The organism is Fibrobacter sp. UWOV1, from assembly GCF_900142495.1.
Lineage (GTDB): Bacteria > Fibrobacterota > Fibrobacteria > Fibrobacterales > Fibrobacteraceae > Fibrobacter.
In genome coordinates, this window is sequence record NZ_FRBA01000003.1 from 152,214 (window position 1) to 170,834 (window position 18,621).

The 18,621-nt window shown below is 51.5% G+C and carries 17 protein-coding genes; 9 read left to right on the forward strand and 8 right to left on the reverse strand.

What is annotated here, in order from left to right; translation table 11 throughout:
• Nucleotides 1-93: 93 nt before the first annotated feature.
• Nucleotides 94-960, reverse strand: a complete 867-nt coding sequence (locus tag BUC02_RS06330) for an NAD(P)/FAD-dependent oxidoreductase (RefSeq protein ID WP_073320246.1) — start codon at nucleotides 958-960, stop codon at nucleotides 94-96.
• A gap of 95 nt (nucleotides 961-1,055) precedes the next feature.
• Between BUC02_RS06330 and BUC02_RS06335 the strand changes: the two genes are divergently transcribed.
• The gene (locus BUC02_RS06335; protein ID WP_073320248.1) at nucleotides 1,056-2,171 is read left to right on the forward strand and encodes a glycosyl hydrolase family 8; all 1,116 of its coding nucleotides are present in this window, start codon (nucleotides 1,056-1,058) and stop codon (nucleotides 2,169-2,171) included.
• A gap of 45 nt (nucleotides 2,172-2,216) precedes the next feature.
• A complete protein-coding gene (locus BUC02_RS06340; RefSeq protein ID WP_254794126.1) occupies nucleotides 2,217-3,155 on the forward strand; it encodes an FISUMP domain-containing protein in 939 nt (312 codons plus the stop codon).
• A 72-nt stretch (nucleotides 3,156-3,227) separates the two neighbouring features.
• Here the strand turns inward: BUC02_RS06340 and BUC02_RS06345 are convergent, their stop codons facing one another.
• From BUC02_RS06345 to dtd, 3 genes are all read right to left on the reverse strand, one after another.
• Nucleotides 3,228-4,109: a YicC/YloC family endoribonuclease gene (locus tag BUC02_RS06345; RefSeq protein WP_073320251.1), complete on the reverse strand. Its 882-nt coding sequence runs from the start codon at nucleotides 4,107-4,109 to the stop codon at nucleotides 3,228-3,230.
• Between the two features lie 65 nt (nucleotides 4,110-4,174).
• Nucleotides 4,175-5,956, reverse strand: a complete 1,782-nt coding sequence (locus BUC02_RS06350) for a homoserine O-acetyltransferase MetX (RefSeq protein WP_249268910.1) — start codon at nucleotides 5,954-5,956, stop codon at nucleotides 4,175-4,177.
• Between the two features lie 27 nt (nucleotides 5,957-5,983).
• Nucleotides 5,984-6,418 (reverse strand): D-aminoacyl-tRNA deacylase, encoded by a 435-nt coding sequence (gene dtd, locus BUC02_RS06355; protein WP_073320254.1) that lies wholly within the window; start codon nucleotides 6,416-6,418, stop codon nucleotides 5,984-5,986.
• Nucleotides 6,419-6,595: 177 nt separating this feature from the next.
• Between dtd and fabV the strand changes: the two genes are divergently transcribed.
• From fabV to BUC02_RS06380, 5 genes are all read left to right on the forward strand, one after another.
• The gene (gene fabV, locus BUC02_RS06360; RefSeq protein WP_073320652.1) at nucleotides 6,596-7,798 is read left to right on the forward strand and encodes an enoyl-ACP reductase FabV; all 1,203 of its coding nucleotides are present in this window, start codon (nucleotides 6,596-6,598) and stop codon (nucleotides 7,796-7,798) included.
• A gap of 68 nt (nucleotides 7,799-7,866) precedes the next feature.
• Nucleotides 7,867-8,421, forward strand: a complete 555-nt coding sequence (pth, locus tag BUC02_RS06365; RefSeq protein WP_073320257.1) for an aminoacyl-tRNA hydrolase — start codon at nucleotides 7,867-7,869, stop codon at nucleotides 8,419-8,421.
• 114 nt (nucleotides 8,422-8,535) lie between these two features.
• Entirely contained in the window at nucleotides 8,536-9,993 is a 1,458-nt protein-coding gene (gene guaB / locus BUC02_RS06370; protein WP_073057830.1) for an IMP dehydrogenase, read from the forward strand.
• A gap of 94 nt (nucleotides 9,994-10,087) precedes the next feature.
• Nucleotides 10,088-10,771 carry a hypothetical protein gene (locus tag BUC02_RS06375; protein ID WP_139261045.1) on the forward strand — a complete coding sequence of 228 codons (684 nt, stop codon included), beginning with the start codon at nucleotides 10,088-10,090 and terminating at the stop codon, nucleotides 10,769-10,771.
• Entirely contained in the window at nucleotides 10,771-11,556 is a 786-nt protein-coding gene (locus BUC02_RS06380; protein WP_073320263.1) for a hypothetical protein, read from the forward strand. The genes BUC02_RS06375 and BUC02_RS06380 overlap by 1 nt, the downstream gene beginning before the upstream one ends.
• Nucleotides 11,557-11,624: 68 nt before the next feature.
• Here BUC02_RS06380 and gatA read toward each other — a convergent pair whose 3' ends face one another.
• The 4 genes from gatA to BUC02_RS06400 form a co-directional block, all read right to left on the reverse strand.
• A complete protein-coding gene (gatA, locus tag BUC02_RS06385) occupies nucleotides 11,625-13,043 on the reverse strand; it encodes an Asp-tRNA(Asn)/Glu-tRNA(Gln) amidotransferase subunit GatA (protein WP_073320266.1) in 1,419 nt (472 codons plus the stop codon).
• Nucleotides 13,043-13,366: a DUF4321 domain-containing protein gene (locus BUC02_RS06390; RefSeq protein WP_073320269.1), complete on the reverse strand. Its 324-nt coding sequence runs from the start codon at nucleotides 13,364-13,366 to the stop codon at nucleotides 13,043-13,045. Before BUC02_RS06390 ends, gatA begins: the two co-directional genes overlap by 1 nt.
• 134 nt (nucleotides 13,367-13,500) lie before the next feature.
• A complete protein-coding gene (gene ung / locus BUC02_RS06395; RefSeq protein ID WP_073320272.1) occupies nucleotides 13,501-14,178 on the reverse strand; it encodes a uracil-DNA glycosylase in 678 nt (225 codons plus the stop codon).
• A 72-nt stretch (nucleotides 14,179-14,250) separates the two neighbouring features.
• Nucleotides 14,251-15,537 (reverse strand): THUMP-like domain-containing protein, encoded by a 1,287-nt coding sequence (locus BUC02_RS06400; RefSeq protein ID WP_073320655.1) that lies wholly within the window; start codon nucleotides 15,535-15,537, stop codon nucleotides 14,251-14,253.
• Between the two features lie 43 nt (nucleotides 15,538-15,580).
• Between BUC02_RS06400 and BUC02_RS06405 the strand changes: the two genes are divergently transcribed.
• Together BUC02_RS06405 and BUC02_RS06410 are read left to right on the forward strand one after the other, a co-directional pair.
• The gene (locus BUC02_RS06405; protein ID WP_073320275.1) at nucleotides 15,581-16,582 is read left to right on the forward strand and encodes a metallophosphoesterase; all 1,002 of its coding nucleotides are present in this window, start codon (nucleotides 15,581-15,583) and stop codon (nucleotides 16,580-16,582) included.
• Nucleotides 16,558-18,615 carry a cytochrome c biogenesis protein gene (locus BUC02_RS06410; protein WP_073320277.1) on the forward strand — a complete coding sequence of 686 codons (2,058 nt, stop codon included), beginning with the start codon at nucleotides 16,558-16,560 and terminating at the stop codon, nucleotides 18,613-18,615. The genes BUC02_RS06405 and BUC02_RS06410 overlap by 25 nt, the downstream gene beginning before the upstream one ends.
• The last annotated feature ends 6 nt before the right edge of the window (nucleotides 18,616-18,621 follow it).

Below are 18,621 nucleotides of genomic sequence, written 5' to 3' on the forward strand. Positions count from 1 at the left end.
ACAGCGCACACCGCAAATTACATTTGTCGGGGTTAGTAAGTAGAGTGATACGACGCATGATCGAATTTAGAACTGAACGAATCTAAATTCGATCTAGGCCCTATGCTCCCTTAAATACTTGATAGCGGCGAGCCCTGCCTTGGCGCCTTCGCCTACGGCAACGGCTACTTGCAGAGTTCCTCCGGTGCAGTCGCCTGCAGCGAAGAGTCCAGGGAGAGTCGTCTGGAAATCCTTGTCGAGAACCAATGTTGGGCCGTCAAAGCCTGCGCCGGCCTTCTTGGCAAGGTCGGTAGCGTTTGCGCTTCCGAGGGCTACAAAGAGTCCGTCGAATTCTTCTTCAATGCCGTCTTCGTAGCGGACGCCCTTGAACTGGCCTTCGCCCACCAAAGATTGCAGGTGGCGAGATTCAATGCGTACGTTGGGCGGGAATGATGCTGTCAAGGGAGCGCCATTGGTAAGAAGCGTGATGCTTGCGACGACTTGCGCAAGTTCCTGGACTTCGTGGAGGGCGTATTCGCCTGTACCAAGGACGGCCACCTTTTTCTGGCGGTAGAAGAATGCGTCGCATACGGCGCAGTAGCTCACGCCGTGGCCTTCGAGTTCTGTCATGCCCGCTACGGGGTGCTTGTTGCGGGCGGCACCTGTAGCCATAATACAAACTTTTCCGTGGTATTCGCCGACAAGACCTTTTGCTGAAAATCCTTGGCCGTCAAACATGAGGTCGGTGATTTCGTCATCGATGATTTTGGCACCAAGGGCCAAGGCCTGCTTGTGGCCTACTTCCAGGAGCTGTTCGCCTGTCAATGGTTGTTCAAGACCATAGTAATTCTGGATCATGTGGGCCTTGGCGAGCGCACCGCCGTCTTTACCGATCAATTGGACCGAAAGGCCGGCCCTTAAACCATAGAGGGCTGCTGAAATACCTGCGGGGCCGTAGCCCAAAATCAGCATATCTGTCATAAATGACTCCATATCTCTGTAATTCTTATACAGCTAAAATACAAATTATTTATCTTATGGAATAGGTGGTTTGTGGTAAAAAAACTTAAAGGATTATGATGGAACGACTGACACCGCGAGATATGTTTGTTGAAGCTGGTTACGGACCGAACTTTGCAAACCAGCTTATACAAAATGCCTATAGCAAGTTATTCGAAGGGGACCCGATTGATGAACGAGTCTGCTTTGATGCCTCCGACGACATGAGCTATATCATCGATATCGGTCATGACGATATCCGCTCCGAAGGCATGAGCTATGGCATGTACATTACAGCGCTCACGGGCCATGAACGTCAGTTTGACAAACTTTGGAATTTTACCAAGCGTTACCTGAGAAACGATGACGGCCCGCATGTGGGCTACTTTGCCTGGCAGGTTTCTACAACAGATTTTAGCAAGATGGATCCGGGGGCGGCCCCCGATGGTGAAGAATACTTTGCCATGGCGCTTTTGATTGCAGCCGAAAGGTTTAACCGTCCTGACCTCAAGGACGAAGCAGTGGGTTTGATTAACTGGATGCGCAACAAGCCGAATAACGGAATTGTGGGCCCGATTATCGATCCGGAACGCAACCTGGTGAAGTTCTCGCCGGTGCTGGGTAACGACTTTACCGACCCGAGCTACAATACCATTGCGTTCTACCGCGCCTTTGCCGAGGCCACAGGCGACGAGACTTGGCTCACCATTGCAAACAACAGCTTGGAGTACATTCAAAAGGCCGCTCACCCGGTGACGGGCCTTTGCAGTGAATATTCCGAATATGATGGTACTCCGCGTGCGACTCCATGGTACCCCGAAAGCGATTGCTTTAGTGGTGATGCTTGGCGTGTGGCAATGAATTTGAGCCTTGACTATGCGCTGTTCCGTGGGCACGAATGCGAAAAGCAAATTTGCGAAAAAATTCTCAACTTCTTTAATGGCAAGCGCCCTTACTTGGCGGACTACGCCATTGATGGCGGCGATTTCCCGCGTCCGGGCCGTAATGCGACGCCGGGCGTGATTGCGATGAATGCTGCGGCCACTCAGGTGCTGCCGACAGATGACCCGCGCATCAAGCCGTTCGTGAAAGATTTGGCGGCACTTTCGGTGCCTTACCGCTTTTGGCGCTATTACGATGGCATGCTTTATATGCTGGGACTCCTTGCAACCGCAGGAAAAATCCGAATTTAAATGCGGTCTTGGGGTATGGATAGGTTACAAATAAAGGAATGGAATATGAACAAATTAAATTACATGGTACGTCCGGTGGTTCTTGCGGGCGTATTCGCTTCTGCCATGATTTTTAGCGCGTGCGAAGATGTTCGCGTTGAAAATTACCCTAGCGGGAAAATCCGTATCGAGACGACCTATGTCAAAGATAAGAAAGAAGGCCCCGAAAAGGAATACTACGAAAACGGTAACGTGAAGCGTGAAGCCAATTACGTGAATGATCGTCGCGAAGGGGTGGTGAAGGAATATTATGAAGACGGTATTCCTGAAGCGGAATACAATTATGTCGACGGCTATATCGAAGGCACGGTGATTCGCTACCACAAGAATGGCAAGGTGGCGTCTAAGGCTGAATACAAGCAGAACAAGCAGATTGCTTTCGGTGAATACTTCGACGAAAATGGCGAACCGGCAACAAGCGGTTCTTATAAGGACCCGCGCGATGGTTACTCTTACGAATGGATTCGCATTGGTTCGCAGCTTTGGACCGCAGAAAATATGAATTATGCGACAGCTTCGGGTTCCCTTTGCGCCCAATGCAATCACTGGGGCCGTCTGTACAATTTTGAAAATGCAAAGAAGGCCTGCCTTGAAGGCTTCCATATGCCGACTAAGGCCGAATGGAATGAGTTGCTTGCTTTTGCGGGCAAGGAAAAACAGGTTGGAACCGTGCTGAAGGCTGGTTACGGCTGGGATCCGATCAAGGGCACGAACAATTACGGCAATGGCAAGGATGAACTTGGATTCGGAGCCAAGGCCGGTGGCGCACACTTTGCCAAGAGTGATGTCCCGCTGAAGGAACGCAAGTTCGAAGCCGCTGGCCAGAAGGCTTTCTTCTGGACGGCTGAAGGCGAAGTACTCGTATTTTTCTACGACAAGGACATTGCCAAGTTCGAAAAGTTCAATCCGGAATACGGCGCCAGTTTGCGTTGCATTAAGGACTAGTTTGATTTAAGAATAAAAAAGAGAAAGGCGCTCCGAATGGCGCCTTTTTTAATGGTTTGAAATGAATCGCGATTAAGCAATGTTAAGCGATTGCTCGCGGATGCATTCGACTTCGTTCTTGAGCTCGATGGCAAGGGCGGCGATGTCGGCACTCTGGCACTTGGTGCCGAGGGTGTTGGCTTCGCGGCCCATTTCTTGCAGAATAAATCCGAGGTTCTTGCCCTGGGCACCGCCTTCCTTGAGAGCGTTCAGGAACAACTTATTGTGGCTGCGGAAACGCGTGATTTCTTCGTGAATGTCGAGTTTGTCGGCCATGATGCAGGCTTCCTGCAGCAGGCGGACGTCGTCGATTTCGGAATCCTTCAAGAGCACGTTGATGCGTTCCTTGAACTTGTCTTTCCAGACTTCGATGCGCTGCGGATCAAGCACTTCGATCTTGTCGAGAACATTGTTCAGGTGATTCACTCGGCCTTCGAGATCGCGAGCGAGATTGGCACCTTCCTTGGCACGCATTTCGTTTACCTGGTCAAGAGCCTTGTCGAGTTCTGCGGCCAAGTGCTTTTCGAGAGCGTCGGAATCGGCGTCGGCATCGGTAAACTGCAGCACTTCGGGGAGTGCCAGCACATGTTCCAGCTTGATTTCGCCCGTAATGCCGAACTTCTTTTGCATGGTGCGCGTGATGTCGACGAACTTGGCGATGGCAGCTTCGTTATAGGAAACCGGAATGTTTCCGCCGGTGCCTGCACCGAGCGTCACGCTAAAGATAACCGAACCGCGAACCAGTTTGTCCTTGATTTGGTTCTTGAAGCTGTTTTCGAGGTAGGCAAGGTTCTTGGGCAACTTGCAGGAGATGTCCAAGAAGCGGTTGTTTACGCTGCGGACTTCAATCACGCAGCTTGCGCCCTGGTACATGGACTCGCTTTTTCCAAACCCCGTCATCGATAAAATAGCCATATTCGATCCTTTTGCATTCATTAATAGATTGCTTCGTCACTGCGTTCCTCGCAATGACGTTGCAACTATTTCTTGGTCACCATTGCAATTACATGTTCTGCGCCGAAGTTTGCGAAACCGATCGCGGTCAGGAACTTACTGAGCTTGTGTTCGTTCTGGTAGCTGATGGTCTCAATCTTCAAACCTTCCTTGTCGCAAAGGGTGTGGAAATCCTTCACCGTCAAGAGGCGGATATTCGGCGTGTCATACCATTCGTACGGTAATTCCTTGGATTTCGGCATGCGTCCGTGCAGCATCAGACTTCCGCGGGTTGTCCAGTGACCGAAATTCGGGAAGGTCACGATGGCGCGCTTGGCTACACGCAGAAGTTCGTTCAAGAGAGCCACCGGGTCGCGGATTTCTTGAATGGTGCGGTTGATGATGGCGTAATCGAAGCTGCCGTCCTTGAAATCGCGAATGCCGCTTTCGTCAAGGTCGCGCTGGATCACGGGCACATCGTTTTCGAGGCAATCCATGATGCTCTTGAAGTTGCGCTCGATACCGAGAACTTCAACATGCTTTTTCTTGTTCAAGAAATCGAGAAGTTCGCCGTTACCGCAGCCGAGGTCGAGCACCTTGCTGTTTTCCTTGATCAGGCTTCCGATGTAGTCGAAATCTTCGGTGTCGTGGAAAACAGGCATGACCTGCGTTTCGGTTTTGGTCGGAATAATCTTACTGTCGAGGAAACGGCCAACAGCCTTGCCGAGGTCGCCGACTTCGATAAGGAAACCGTCGTGGCCGAATTGAGTGTCGAGCTCAAGGCTTGTAACCGTTTTACCTGCATTCAAGAGAGCGCTTGTAATACGGCGCGATTCGTGCGGCGGGAAAAGCCAGTCTGTACTCAGGTTCACGTTCAGGAATTCCGCCTTCACGCCTTTGAATGCGGACTCTAATGAGCCGTATTCCGTTTCGAGATCAAAACTGTCGGTGGCGTGAGCGATGTGCAAGTAACTATTGGCATCAAAACGATCCACGAACTTCGCACCCTGATAACGCAGGTAGCTTTCGAGCGGAAGGTTCAAATCGAAAGGTGTGCTGTAGGTGACGGCGTGGTTACGGCTTTCTTGGTCTTGGGCGCGTTTGAATTTTTGTTCCATGCCCACGGCGCTGAGGTAGGTAATGTGGGCGAGCTTGCGGGCGTTCGAAAGGCCGACATCGGGGTGAGTCGATTCGTAGTAGTCGCCGCCGTTAAAATTCGGGTCTTGGGTAATCACGTCGCGGGCGACGATTTCAAAACCGAGCGCCTGGCTGCTGAATCGCGGAGAGCTTGCAATCACGATGCAACGGCGAACAAGGTCCGGGTAGTAAATGGCCCATTTCATGGCCTGGAAACCACCCATGGAACCGCCGATCACGCAGCAGAGCTGATCGATGCCGAGTCCCTTGGCGAGTTCTCGCTGGGCGTTCACCATGTCGCCGATGGTAATCATGGGGAAGGTGCTGCCGTAAGGCTTGCCGGTGCGCGGGTTGATGCTTGCCGGGCCTGTGGTGCCTTTACAACCACCTAAAATGTTGCTGCACACGACAAAGAACTTGTCTGTATCGACCGGTTTTCCGGGGCCAATCAGGGCATCCCACCAACCGGGCTTCTTGTCGTTTTCGGTATAGTAGCCGGCAACGTGTGCGTCAGCTGTAAGTGGAGAACACACCCAGACAACATTGCTCTTGTCGGCGTTTAGCGTTCCGTACGTTTCGTAACGGATGGTCAGCGCCGGAAGGGTCTTGCCACTTTCGAGCTTAAAACCCTCGTCCCCGTAATCCTTCGTAAAGGTTTGGGGCACCACTGGGCCGACGCTATATTTATGCAAAAATTCACTCATATGCATAAATATAGCTTATTCCAACATAATCGTAAACGGTCCGTCGTTGGTTAAACTCACTTGCATATCGGCGCCGAAGCGCCCTGTTTGCACGTTTGGAATCTCCTTTTTGCATTCCGCTATAATATAATCATATAGCTCGCTTGCTAGGGTGGGGTTTCCGGCTCCGTTGAACGTGGGGCGGTTTCCTTTGTTGCAATTTGCGTATAAAGTAAATTGTGAAACCAGCAGGAGTTCGCCGCCGACATCTTTGATTGAAAGATTGGTCTTTCCGTTTTCGTCGGCGAAGATACGCAGCGCAAGCATTTTGCGGATGTAGCGGTCGGCGACCTCTTTGGAGTCACCTTCGCCCACTCCGATAAGGATCATGTAGCCCTTGCCGATTTTTCCGACGGTCTCGCCGTCGATATCGACTTGGGCGTTCAAAACGCGTTGAATCAGGAATTTCATAGGCCTGTAAAATAATAAAATTTTTCTATAGCGGCCTTTTCGATTGTTGAATCTGTCAAAAAGCTTACAAAAATATCTTTTCCTTGCGAAAAACAAGGGAAGGGCTCCAAAAGGGTACAAAAAAATCCATTCTTTTCTAGATTTGGCCGCGAAAAATGTAAACAAAAGGAAATGTTTATGGTGATTGAGCCGATGATCCGCAGCAATATGTGCGTGAATGCCCACCCCCAAGGCTGCGCCATGGATGTGAAGCGCCAGATTGAATACGTACAAAAGAAGCGCGCTGAACGCGGAACTCCGAAAGAAGCTCCGAAGACGGTTCTGGTATTGGGATGCTCGACCGGTTATGGACTTGCTAGTCGCATTTCTGCAGCCTTTGAATTCGGTGCTGCAACGATTGGCGTGTCTTTTGAAAAAGAAGGTTCCGACGAACGACAGAAAACGGGAACTCCCGGCTGGTACAACAACATGGCCTTTGACAAGTTCGCTCATGAAGCGGGGCTTGAATCGGTGACTTTTAATGGCGATGCATTCTCCCATGAAATGCGAAGGAACGTGATCAATACGCTCAACAAGATGGGCCGCAAGGTAGACTTGTTGGTGTACAGCGTGGCATCGAGCGTGCGTGTGGATCCGGATAACGGAACCCTTTACCGCAGCGTTTTGAAGCCGATTGGCGAAACTTTCTCGGGTGCAACGATTGACTGCATGACGGGCAAAATTAGCACGATTAGCGCAGAACCCGCCAACGAAGAAGAAATGGCGAACACCGTGAAGGTGATGGGCGGCGAAGATTGGGCGCTTTGGGTGCGTCAGCTCAAGGATGCCGGCGTGCTTGCCGAAGGTGTGAAGACGGTGGCATATTCCTACATCGGTCCGAAACTTTCTCATGCGATTTACCGCGACGGTACCATTGGCGGTGCCAAGAAGCACTTGGAAGCAACCGCGCGCGAATTGAACGCAGAACTTGAACGCGACTTGAAGGGCGGAGCTTATGTGTCTGTGAACAAGGGGCTGGTGACGCGTTCGAGCGCCGTGATTCCGATTATCCCGCTGTACCTTTCGGTGCTTTTCAAGGTGATGAAGGAACAGGGGTGCCACGAAGGTTGCATCGAGCAGATGGAACGCCTGATGAACGAACGTCTGTATACGGGCTGCGCCGTTCCGACGGACGAAAATCACCTGATTCGCATTGACGATTGGGAACTCGACCCGAAGGTGCAAGAAGAAGTGAACAAACGCATGGCGACCATCACGCAAGAAAACTTGGCGCAGGTGGGTGACCTCGAAGGCTACCGCCACGACTTCTTGGCGACGAACGGCTTTGACATCGAAGGCGTGGATTACAGCGCCGACGTAAAGAGTTTCGAGACGATTTAATTAGAGTCTTATGTTGTGAAGCAAAAAAAGGCGCGGGTAAAACCGCGTCTTTTTTTTATATTTGGGGCATGTACATTATAGTCGGTCTCGGAAATCCTGGTACTCAGTACTCTAACACTCACCACAATGCGGGCTTTATGGCTGTCGAAAAGCTGGCCGACCCGAACAAGGACTGGAAAAGCGAGCACAAGGCGCTCACTATGAAGGTGAATATCGCGGGCGAGGAATGCCTGCTCGCTAAGCCGCAGACGTACATGAACCTCTCGGGCGAAGCCGTGCAGGCCTTGATGACATGGTACAAGGTGAAAACGGACCACCTGCTCGTATTCAGCGACGACATTAATTTGGATGTAGGCCGTATCCGTTGCCGCAAGGACGGCAGTCACGGTGGCCAGAACGGGCTCCGCAACATTATTGAGCACGTGGGCGACAAGTTCCCGCGTATCCGCTTCGGCGTGGGCAAGTGTCCTCCGAAATTTGACCTCAGCAACTGGGTGCTTGCGAAGTTCTCGCCCGAAGACCGCCCCATATTCGAAGAGGCCATTGCAAAAGTGCCCGCGCTTGTGGAATGCTACTTCAAGCTCGGCATCGAAAAGTGCATGGAACGCTATAACGGCAAATAGGGGGACTTTGACGCTGCTCATCGCTAAAACGCTCTTTTTTACATATTTATAGCGCTTTTGAGCTAGGATTTGCGCTTGAAAATTACTATATTCTATGCGCAAAAGAGGTACTATATGAAACTTTTGCCAGAAGCTTTGACGTTTGACGACGTCCTCCTTGTTCCCGCTGAATCTTCTGTTCTTCCGGCTCAGACGGATGTGAGCACCCAGCTCGCCCCCAATATCAAGCTGAACATTCCTATAATCAGTGCCGCTATGGATACCGTGACGACGGCTCCGCTCGCTATTTCCCTTGCTTTGCAGGGTGGTCTCGGCATTATCCACAAGAACATGTCTATCGAAGACCAGGCCGAAGAAGTCCGCAAGGTCAAGCGTTGGCAATCCGGTATCGTCACCAATCCGGTGACGCTCGATGCCGACGAACCGGTGTCCGCCGCTTTTGAACTCCGCGCCCGCAACAAGGTGAGCGGTTTCCCGATTCTTTCGAAGGGTAAGCTCGTTGGTATGCTCACGAGCCGCGACCTGCGCACCGTGAGCGACATGAACGCAAAGATTCGCACCGTGATGACGAAGAATCCGGTAACGGCAAGCCCGAAGGTGAGCCTCGCCAAGGCGAAGGAAATTCTCGCCGAAAAGCGCATTGAAAAGCTCCCGCTGGTGGATGCTTCCGGTGCCTTGAAGGGCCTCATTACGATGACTGACATCTTGAAGCGCGAAAACAACCCGAACGCTAGCCTTGACAAGAACGGCCAGTTGCTCGTCGGTGCCGCTGTCAGCACTTCTGCAAATACTCTTGAACGCGTCGCTGCTCTCGTGGATGCCGGTGTTGACCTGCTCATTATCGATACGGCTCACGGCCACCACATCGGTGTGCGTAACATGGTGAAGACCGTTCGTAAGAAATATCCAAAGCTCACGATTTGCGCCGGTAACGTTTGCACGCCGGAAGCTGTCGAAGAACTCGCCAAGTGCGGTGCGAACATCGTCAAGGTGGGTATCGGTCCGGGTTCTATCTGCACGACCCGTATCGTGGCTGGTGTCGGTTACCCGCAGTTCTCCGCTGTCGTGGAATGCGGCAAGATGGCCCGCAAGGTCGGCGTGAAGATTATCGCTGACGGTGGCCTCAAGTTCTCTGGCGACATCGTGAAGGCTCTCGCTGCTGGCGGTCACGCTGTGATGGTGGGTTCGCTCTTTGCCGGTACCGAAGAAGCTCCGGGCGAAGTGATTCTCGCCGATGGCCGTAGCTACAAGAGCTACCGCGGCATGGGTTCCCTCGGTGCGATGAAGGCCGGTTCTGCCGACCGTTATTTCCAGGGTGGCGTTCAGGAGCCGCGCAAGTTTGTTCCCGAAGGCATCGAAGGCCGCGTTCCGTACAAGGGACCGCTCCGTGACACCGTTTACCAGCTGATTGGCGGTATCCATTCTGCTATGGGTTATGCCGGTGCAGCAAACCTCGAAGAACTCTACAAGAAGGCAACGTTCGTCCGTATTACGGGCGCAGGCCTCCGCGAATCTCATCCGCACGATGTGACGATTACGAAGGAAGCCCCGAACTACCGTACGGGAGACTAGTTCCGCTTTCGATGAGCGTTTAGAAAATGCCTCCGGAGAAAATCCGGGGGCATTTTTTGTACATACATTGTCGAAAATAATATATAATTGTGATATGATGAAATTTTGTACTAAATCATTGCTTTTGATTTGTTCTACGCTTGGACTTTTATGTGCATGCTCCGAAAAATCAACTACGGAACCTAATTTTCAAAAGTGTAGCGACACTTCAAAAATCAAGGGATATCAGGCAGATTTTGGTGGCTATAAAGAAGGAAAGACCATCCCGTTTAAGCATTCGGACGGTTATCTGTTTTCGTTCGCGGTTACCGATAGGGACAACTTTATTGACGATGCGTGCCAAAAGCATTTGAATACAACTTTGGAATCGGCGTATCCCATCTATTCCATTTCTCTTTCTGCAGAAACGACGACTTTCTACTACAATGAAGATGATAAATTGAATCAATCTATAACGGTGAAGTTCGGACAGTATATCTTTTCGCTCAGGAATCCCGAGAGACTAGAAAAAGAGTTGGCTTTGATCAATGCTGATGGCAAGGATTCTCTGGCCTATGTACGTGATTCGTCGTATATCGAAAAGATGGAAATAAATGGAGTCGCGTATGCCGATGTCGCTGTTGCCAAGGGGCGCAAATACGAACAGCCGTATAAGAGTGATTATCAGACAAAGACTGTTGAATCAAGTGCCAAGTTGTATTACCAGACGAAGACGGGCATTCTGAAAATTGAGATGGAAGACGGTAGCTACATCGCAATCAACGAGGAGGACGACTAATGAAAAAGGTGCTTTTCCTTGCTTTTTTGTCGCTCCTTTGGGCCTGTGGTGATGATGATAGTTCTTCGGAACTTTCCAAGGATGTGCAGATGTTGCTGGATTCCAAGAACGGCTTTAGCGAAGATTCTGTCATCTATTTGGCGGATACTGTCAACTTTGTCGACAAGATCAGTCAGTATGTTGATTTCGGTACCGAAGTCAATCCTGAGATGAACTATGTCGCCAAGGCTCTTGCGTCTGCTATTGATGTGCGACTGCAGGTGTATCCGGGCCTGGGTGATGGTTCCATCGTCGTTACTTGTAATCCGGCGCAGAGCGAAAGACTCGTCTTCAACGACCCTGTTTTCCCGGCGACAGAGAATGGCTATAAGCTGAGTTTCAAGGATTCCCTCAAAGTGGGGGATTCCACGTATTACGATATTGTAGTTTTCAATGCGACTGACAGTTCGTATAACTTGTGCAATATTTCGGCGTTCTATTACGGCGTCCACGACGGCCTTGTCAGAGTCGTGAGCAAGAATGGTGTCGCATTGAATCGTGTTCCGGCGAAAGTCTATGAAGCGGCCGAAGAACGCAGAGCCAAAGAAAAGGCGGTCGCCGATTCAATTGCCCAAGCTGTAGCTGATTCTATTGTCAAGGCGAATACTGTTGATAGCAGCGGTAGCGATGGAGACTCCATTGCTATCCCGCAAGAAGTTATTGATCTTGCAGAATCCGTTGCCGAATGCATCCGGAAGGCGTATTCGGCAGGTTCGCTTTCAGCAATTAAAGATTGCGAGATTTAAGATCGTTTTTTAGCAGACGAAAAAGACCTGTTCCGAAGAACAGGTCTTTAAATTTTATTACGTCGCAATTACTTGTTCAAGCGCTCCGTTGCAGCGGCGACGCTGAGCAGGTCGGCTTCCATAAACGGCTTGCCGATCCACTGGAGACCCACGGGGAGTCCGCCGGCCATGCCGCACGGCACGCTTACGCCCGGGAGACCGGAAAGGTTCAGGCTCACGGTGTAGATGTCGCTGAGGTAAACGGCCATCGGGTCGGATTCGTTCATGCCGCACTTGAGCGGGAGACCCGGCATGGTGGGGCTTGCGATTACGTCGCAGCTTTCGAATGCCTTGTTGAAGTCGTCGGTAATCAGGCGACGGACCTTCTGGGCCTGCACGTAGTAGGCGTCGTAGAAGCCTGCAGAAAGAACGTAGCTTCCGAGGAGAATGCGACGCTGGACTTCCTTGCCGAAACCTTCGCTGCGGGACTTGGCGTACAGGTCAAAGAGCTTGCGGGCTTCTTTGCTGCGGTAGCCGTAGCGAACGCCGTCGTAGCGGCTAAGGTTCGAGCTTGCTTCGGCGGTTGCGATGATGTAGTAGCTGGACACGGCGTAGCTGATGTGCGGGAGGCTGATTTCCTTGAGGGTAGCGCCTTCGGCTTCGAGTTTCTTCAGCATGCCTTCAATGGCCGCCTTACATTCAGCATCGAGACCTTCGCCAAAGTATTCCTTGGGAACGCCAATCACCTTGCCCTTCACGCCGGCATCAAGCTTTGCGGTAAAGTCTTCGGTCGGGCGAGTGCTGGTGGTGTTATCGTGCGGGTCAATGCCGCAGATAGCGCCGAGGAGGGTGGCGGCATCTTTAACGGTTGCACCGAAGGGACCGATCTGGTCCAAAGAGCTTGCGTAAGCCAACAGGCCGTAACGGGATACGCGGCCGTAGGTGGGCTTGAGGCCCACAACGCCTGTGCAGGCGGCGGGCTGACGAATGGAACCACCGGTGTCGGAGCCGAGCGCACAGGCGACCGTGCCACTGGCCACGGCTACGGCCGAACCGCCACTGGAGCCACCCGGAACGCGGGACTCGTCGAGGGGGTTCACGACCTTGCCGAAATAAGAAGTTTCGTTGCTGGAACCCATGGCGAATTCGTCCATGTTCGTCTTGCCGACGATCACGGCGCCGGCGGCTTCGAGCTTTTCGATAGCGGTAGCGGTGTAGGGGGCAACAAAGTTTTCAAGAATCTTGGAGGCTGCCGTAGTGCGCGTACCTTCGATGCACATATTGTCCTTCACGGCGACGGGGATACCGTCGAGGGCGCCCAAAGTTTTGCCTTCTGCACGACGCTTGTCGGATTCAGCAGCCTTTTGAAGGGCGCGTTCGTTCAATACGCTAATGTATGCATTTAAATTCTTGGTAGATTCAATCTTTGCGAGGGATTCTTCAGCGAGGGCCACGGCAGTCTTGCTGCCGTTTGCGAGCTTGTCGCTCAATTCTTGGATGGTCTCCATTACTTTCCTCCGGACCATTTCATGATGTAGATGCCGAGGATCATGCCGATAACGCTTACCACGTTCAGCTTGATGCCAACACCAAAGGCAAACCTGACGAGATACAGGTCAAGGATCACCGGTTCGGGCCTGTCGGCAAAACCGATGTTGAGGTTAAAGGACGAAACGAAGAAGTTGTGGACGACGTTGTTGTATCCACCAGCATTCATCAGTTCGCCAAGCTGACCGAACAGCATACCGAGGCATTCGCCAAGGATACCGCCGATGATCAGGCCAAGTACGATAAAAACCAATAAACGGCCAAAAGTATTATTTCGATTCATGGCTGGTAATATAGAAAAATAGAAGACAGCGGGATGCGTATAATGTGTGATGTGTAATGTGTGATGTAGAATGAAAAATTTAATTTTACATTTCTGTATGCTTAATTACTCATCTCACATTACTCATTCCACATCTACTTGATGCTCCAGTCGATGGGCTCGAGACCTTTGCTCTTTAAATATTCATTTGCCTTGCTGAAATGCTTGCAACCGAAGAACCCGCGGTAAGCCGAAAGAGGGCTCGGGTGCGGGGCGGTTAAAATCAGATGGCCGCGGTTCTTGGCGACGAGTTCCTGCTTTTTGATGGCGAAGCTACCCCAAAGTAAAAATACCAGGTTCTCGCGAGTTTCGGACAGGCGCTTGATGATCGTGTCGGTGAATTGCTGCCAACCGATTCCGGCGTGGCTTGCCGCCATGTGCGCGCGAACCGTGAGCGATGCGTTCAGCAAAAGGATTCCCTGGTGTGCCCAGCTTTCCAGGTTCCCGTGCGGGGGCGGATTGATCCCCAGGTCGTCGTGCAGTTCCTGGAAAATGTTGATGAGCGAGGGCGGCGGTTGGATTCCCATAGGTACAGAGAAGCAAAGTCCGTGAGCTTGGCCTGGGTTGTGGTAGGGGTCTTGGCCGATGATGACCGCCTTGACCTTGTCGACCGGGCAAAAATCGAGTGCTGCAAAAATTTGGGATCCCGGCGGGTAAACCACGTGGTGTTCAGCCTTTTCTTGCATGAGTTTTTCTTTAATTTGTTTGAAATAGGGCTGCTCAAATTGGTCTGCGAGCAGGTTCAGCCAGGATTCTTCGAGTTTAACGGACATAATGAAGTAGACAGTAGGAAGTAGACGGTTAGAAGTGGTTTAAAAATTTGGAGCGAGTGTACACGAGTGTGCTCATGGCTCGGTTCTCCTTGCAAGTATAGCAACCTTCTCACCATAAGCGCGGGTATAGAATAATATGGCAGATTCTTTGCCCTTGGGTTTTAAACGCTTGATTTCGGCATCAGGGTCGAGTTTTACGCCGCGGAGCTTGAGCGTAATCTTGCCGATGTCGTGCTCTTTAAGCATGGCGCGCACGGCACCTGTTGCAATTTCGGTGTGGGCGAGTACTTCGTAGCAGGCAAACCCGGGGACCGGTAGCGGCGCGGCGCTTGCAACGTAGGCGATTCCTTCTGAAATCAGGTGCGCGCTTGGGTCGCAGGTGAGAACTGCCTGGTTAAAGAGATGGCTTCGAATGAGAACCGGCGCCGGCTCCGAAATGTACTGGCTGATGTCGCCGAGGGGCAAATCGCTTTTGCTTGTGGCGGTGCGGTAAGTACGGTCTTTGCCTTCGAGGGAATCATTTTTGTCAAGTTTTTCTTGAAGGTCGTCGTCCAGCGTTTCGTCGGCGCGGTTGCGGGGCCGGCTCCATTCAGCAAGGAGTTTGCCCGATTTGTCCACGATAACGGCGCGTACGGCGTCTGGATTCTTGGCGAGAGCGCCGAACAGCACTAGGCATTCGCGGCAGTCGCTGTGGCCGCCTATATATATAATCTCGGTGCCGTCGGGGATTTCGGCCGGCGGGTATCCGGGCGGGAGCTTGGCCATGCCGCCCTTGTAATGTTTGCTGATTTCAACGACTTCTTCGAGCGTGGGGGTCAGATTGCGCAAGTCACGCTGGTTTTCGCCTTCGATGGCGCGACGGGCTGGGTCGATGGTGAAGTAGTCGGCCCCGTTTTCGACCGAGCGCACGTCGCAGCACTGGGTGCCTACGGTCTTGCCGAGTGCCTGCATGTTGTAGCGGTACATGGAAAGGCGGTCTTCGTCGAGGTCGAAGCCGGTAACCTTAAGGGTTTCGGGCAAGAAGAGGCTATCGCCGCCCATGCCGCAGCAGAGGTCGTTAACGGAGCCTTCGCTTGGCCAAAGGTTTGCCTTCCAGCGGCCGATATCCTTCGCGGTACTTTGTTCCAGGGCAAGCTTGTCACATAGCAAGAATGCGTTTTTTTGTTTGGCGTCGCCGAAAAATTTTTCGCGGAACTTGGGAACAAGTGCCATGTAGTCCATAATGGCGGCTCGCTCTTCGTTGCTGAAACCATCTTTATTCAGGTAGGTGGAAACTTGCAACGCATCTAGCCGCTTGGAAAAGGCTTCTTCGATGAAGCCTTGGATCTTGGTAGAGGTGAGCAGGTCCCAGAAATTCATGTTTGCAAAGATACCTTTTTTGAATTTAGTTATATTGCAAGGCATGAATAATTCCCTTGATTTTATCGGCGATGTTCACGGACACTGCGATGAACTCCGCGCCCTGCTGCAAAAGCTTGGCTATGTGGAGTCCGAAGGTGCGTTCCGGTATCCGGGCGGCGAACGGTCGGCGGTTTTCTTGGGCGATTATGTAGACCGCGGGCCCAAGGTGCGCGAAACGTTGAACTTGGTGCGTGCCATGCGCGATGCCGGGTCGGCGATTGCGTTAATGGGCAACCACGAATTCAATATGCTTTCGTTCTGGCAAAAGAATGGCGCTGGTGGTGGGCATTTTCTGCACCGCTTTAAAGACGGCTTTTTACGCGAACACAGCTTTAACAAGATTGCAATCCATTCGCGGACGGTGACCTCTTTTGTGGGGCGTAAGCAGGAATTCTTGGATGCGCTTGATTTCGTGAAAACGCTGCCGATTTATTTGGAAACAGAATCTTTCAGGGCGCAACATGCCTGTTTTGACGTCAATGCCGTTGCGGCGTTAAGGCGTGAAGGCATTACCTGCTTTGCCGACTGCAATTTTGATGAACTCATTGCCCGCGCCAATGACGAAGATTTTGAATATGAAGACAGCCTTTTTGTGCCCATGAGTACGCTTTTGAAGGGTCCCGAAATGCCCTTGCCCGTAGGCGAATACTTTACCGATGCCGAAGGGGTACGCCGGGTCAAGACTCGTATTGCCTGGTGGGTGAACCCGGCAAAGGTAAGCTTCGGCGAGCTGAGTTTCCAGCCCGGAGTTTCGATGGATGTGCAGGCGGAAGTCTTGCCGCAAGTACGTCAGCGGAATTTTTACGGCGAAAGCGAACGCCCCGTATTCTTTGGACATTATTGGTTGACGGGACTCCCGAAATTGATTCGTGATAATGTGTGCTGTCTCGATTTTAGTGTAGCCGGATACCGCGGAAATGGTCGATTGGTGGCCTATCGCTTTGATGGCGAACAGAAACTGGATGAAAGTAAGTTCGTATGGGTAGAAGCCTCGTCGTTATAAAGAAATTGGCATCCTTGAAGTTTACGGCCGTGCTGTTGGTGGCGTTTTTGCTGCTGACTTTTTGGGGCGTATTGGCGCAGGCCCATGCCGAGTCTGCCGGACTTCCGGCATCTTTCGCGGTGGATCGCTTTTTTGGTAGCTATTTCATTTGGATTTTAGGTGTCATTCCGCTGCCGGCATTTAAAGGCCTTGTGGTATTGTCTGCCGTGAATGTCCTCGCGTCGCTCTTGTTCCGCATGCCTCGCGGACTGAAGAATGTGGGACTGTGGATAATGCATGTCGCGCTGCTGGTTTTGCTTGTTGGCGGAATTGCCGAAAGTGAAATCAAGCGGGAATACAACGGGTATCGAGATGTGTCTATTTCCAACGCGACGGTTTCTTTTTTCGCCGTCGATGACAGCTTGAGAGTGACTCCGGTCGAGGTAAATGAAAAAGAATATGCTTACTCGGTTCATTATCATGGCAGGGTAGACGATGTAATGGGAACGTCGGTGGATTTGTACAAGGCAACCTACGACCCCTTGCGTTTTGTGCCTTATGCGTTTATGGCGTTGTTCCTTTTAGGGGCGCTTGTTCATTATGCGATAAAGGTCCGTTGTAAGCAGACGTCAAAAAAGCTAGAAGTGCTTAAGGCTTTGTCCTTTGTGGCCATTCTTGCGGCTTTCCCCATGGACGCTCATGCTTCGGAGCGCCCGGTCCCGATTTGGGAGGCTTTGCATTCGGATACTCCGATTTTGGTTGAAAACGCGGTGCGTCCCTTTGATTCTTTTGCGCGAGGCTTTCTTGACGACTTGAGCGGCCGTGTGACCTATAAGAAACATACGGCGGCAAATGTGGTTCGCCATATTCTTGTCACACCCGGAACGGCCAGAAATTATGACTTGTTCAAGGTACTCCGTAGCGATGTGTCCGTGATTCTTCGCTTGCCGCATCAAAAACGTTACGTGAGCTATGCGGAGCTGGCCCCGTTGAAAGATATCCTCAAACTTTATGCGACGCGCAACGATGACTTGCCGGCGACTGCCGAAATGCGGCGTCTTTATTCAAATGTACTTCTGTATGAATCGGTTGCGGATCGTACAGCGTTTTCGATTATCGCTAAGCATTCCCTGACGCATTCCAATGTATACCCTCGCCGGTTAAAGGCTGAAGTTTTGTACCACTGGCTGAATCTTGCCTTATTTGCCTTTGTGGGCGCTTTGCTGGCATGTATTCTTTCTTCGCTGAATGTGGTATTCCGTTCTTTAAAGCTAGATGCTGTAGCCAATATAGTGTGTATCGTTACAGCAGTCATTTTGACGGCGTTGTTTACGATGCGCGCTTATGTTGCTGCCCGTCCTCCAATGTCTAGTTTGTACGAAATTGTGATGCTGGTGGCGTTGATGCTGATGGTTTTTGAATCGGGAGCGTTTATTTTCTGTAAGCGTCGCACTTATACCTTGATGATTCCCGTGACGTTTATGGCTGCAGCTCTTTTGTTCTTTGCCAAGTTCGTGCTGGAACCGGGCGATACATTCCAACCGATTCCGAATGTGTTGAACTCTTCGGTGTTCCTGACGGTTCATGTGTTTGCGATTGCGCTTGGCTTTGCTTCGATGATTTTGTCGGGGGTGGTTGCCCATTTGGTGCTTTACCGAAAAGCAAAGCAGACTCCGATTTTTTCGCTGATGTATGGAACGCTCGTTTTTGGCATGGTGTTTACGGTTCTTGGAACGCTTCTTGGGGGCGTATGGGCCGATTTTGCGTGGGGCCGTTTCTGGGGTTTTGACCCGAAGGAATGCGGTGCGCTATTTGTGATTCTCTGGGCGCTGCTCTCGCTCCATTTGTGGGCGGGCAAGATTATCTCGCCGCGGGTGTTTGCTTTGTTGAATGCGCTCAATGTGATTGTCACGTTCCTCTGTTGGTTCGGGGTGAACTTGCTTGGTGTGGGCTTGCATAGTTATGGATTCCAGAATGGGTCGGCGATTTGGCTCGCTGTGTTTGTGGTGGTTGATTCGATGGTAATTGCGTATCTCGGCTTACGAAAATCCTAATCGCTC

Bases quoted from the DNA above. Each gene is read 5' to 3' on its own strand.
- BUC02_RS06330 (WP_073320246.1), bottom strand. From the start codon at position 960: ATGACAGATATGCTGATTTTGGGCTACGGCCCCGCAGGTATTTCAGCA.
- BUC02_RS06335 (WP_073320248.1), top strand. From the start codon at position 1,056: ATGATGGAACGACTGACACCGCGAGATATGTTTGTTGAAGCTGGTTAC.
- BUC02_RS06340 (WP_254794126.1), top strand. From the start codon at position 2,217: ATGAACAAATTAAATTACATGGTACGTCCGGTGGTTCTTGCGGGCGTA.
- BUC02_RS06345 (WP_073320251.1), bottom strand. From the start codon at position 4,109: ATGGCTATTTTATCGATGACGGGGTTTGGAAAAAGCGAGTCCATGTAC.
- dtd (WP_073320254.1), bottom strand. From the start codon at position 6,418: ATGAAATTCCTGATTCAACGCGTTTTGAACGCCCAAGTCGATATCGAC.
- fabV (WP_073320652.1), top strand. From the start codon at position 6,596: ATGGTGATTGAGCCGATGATCCGCAGCAATATGTGCGTGAATGCCCAC.
- pth (WP_073320257.1), top strand. From the start codon at position 7,867: ATGTACATTATAGTCGGTCTCGGAAATCCTGGTACTCAGTACTCTAAC.
- guaB (WP_073057830.1), top strand. From the start codon at position 8,536: ATGAAACTTTTGCCAGAAGCTTTGACGTTTGACGACGTCCTCCTTGTT.
- BUC02_RS06375 (WP_139261045.1), top strand. From the start codon at position 10,088: ATGATGAAATTTTGTACTAAATCATTGCTTTTGATTTGTTCTACGCTT.
- BUC02_RS06380 (WP_073320263.1), top strand. From the start codon at position 10,771: ATGAAAAAGGTGCTTTTCCTTGCTTTTTTGTCGCTCCTTTGGGCCTGT.
- gatA (WP_073320266.1), bottom strand. From the start codon at position 13,043: ATGGAGACCATCCAAGAATTGAGCGACAAGCTCGCAAACGGCAGCAAG.
- BUC02_RS06390 (WP_073320269.1), bottom strand. From the start codon at position 13,366: ATGAATCGAAATAATACTTTTGGCCGTTTATTGGTTTTTATCGTACTT.
- ung (WP_073320272.1), bottom strand. From the start codon at position 14,178: ATGTCCGTTAAACTCGAAGAATCCTGGCTGAACCTGCTCGCAGACCAA.
- BUC02_RS06400 (WP_073320655.1), bottom strand. From the start codon at position 15,537: ATGAATTTCTGGGACCTGCTCACCTCTACCAAGATCCAAGGCTTCATC.
- BUC02_RS06405 (WP_073320275.1), top strand. From the start codon at position 15,581: ATGAATAATTCCCTTGATTTTATCGGCGATGTTCACGGACACTGCGAT.
- BUC02_RS06410 (WP_073320277.1), top strand. From the start codon at position 16,558: ATGGGTAGAAGCCTCGTCGTTATAAAGAAATTGGCATCCTTGAAGTTT.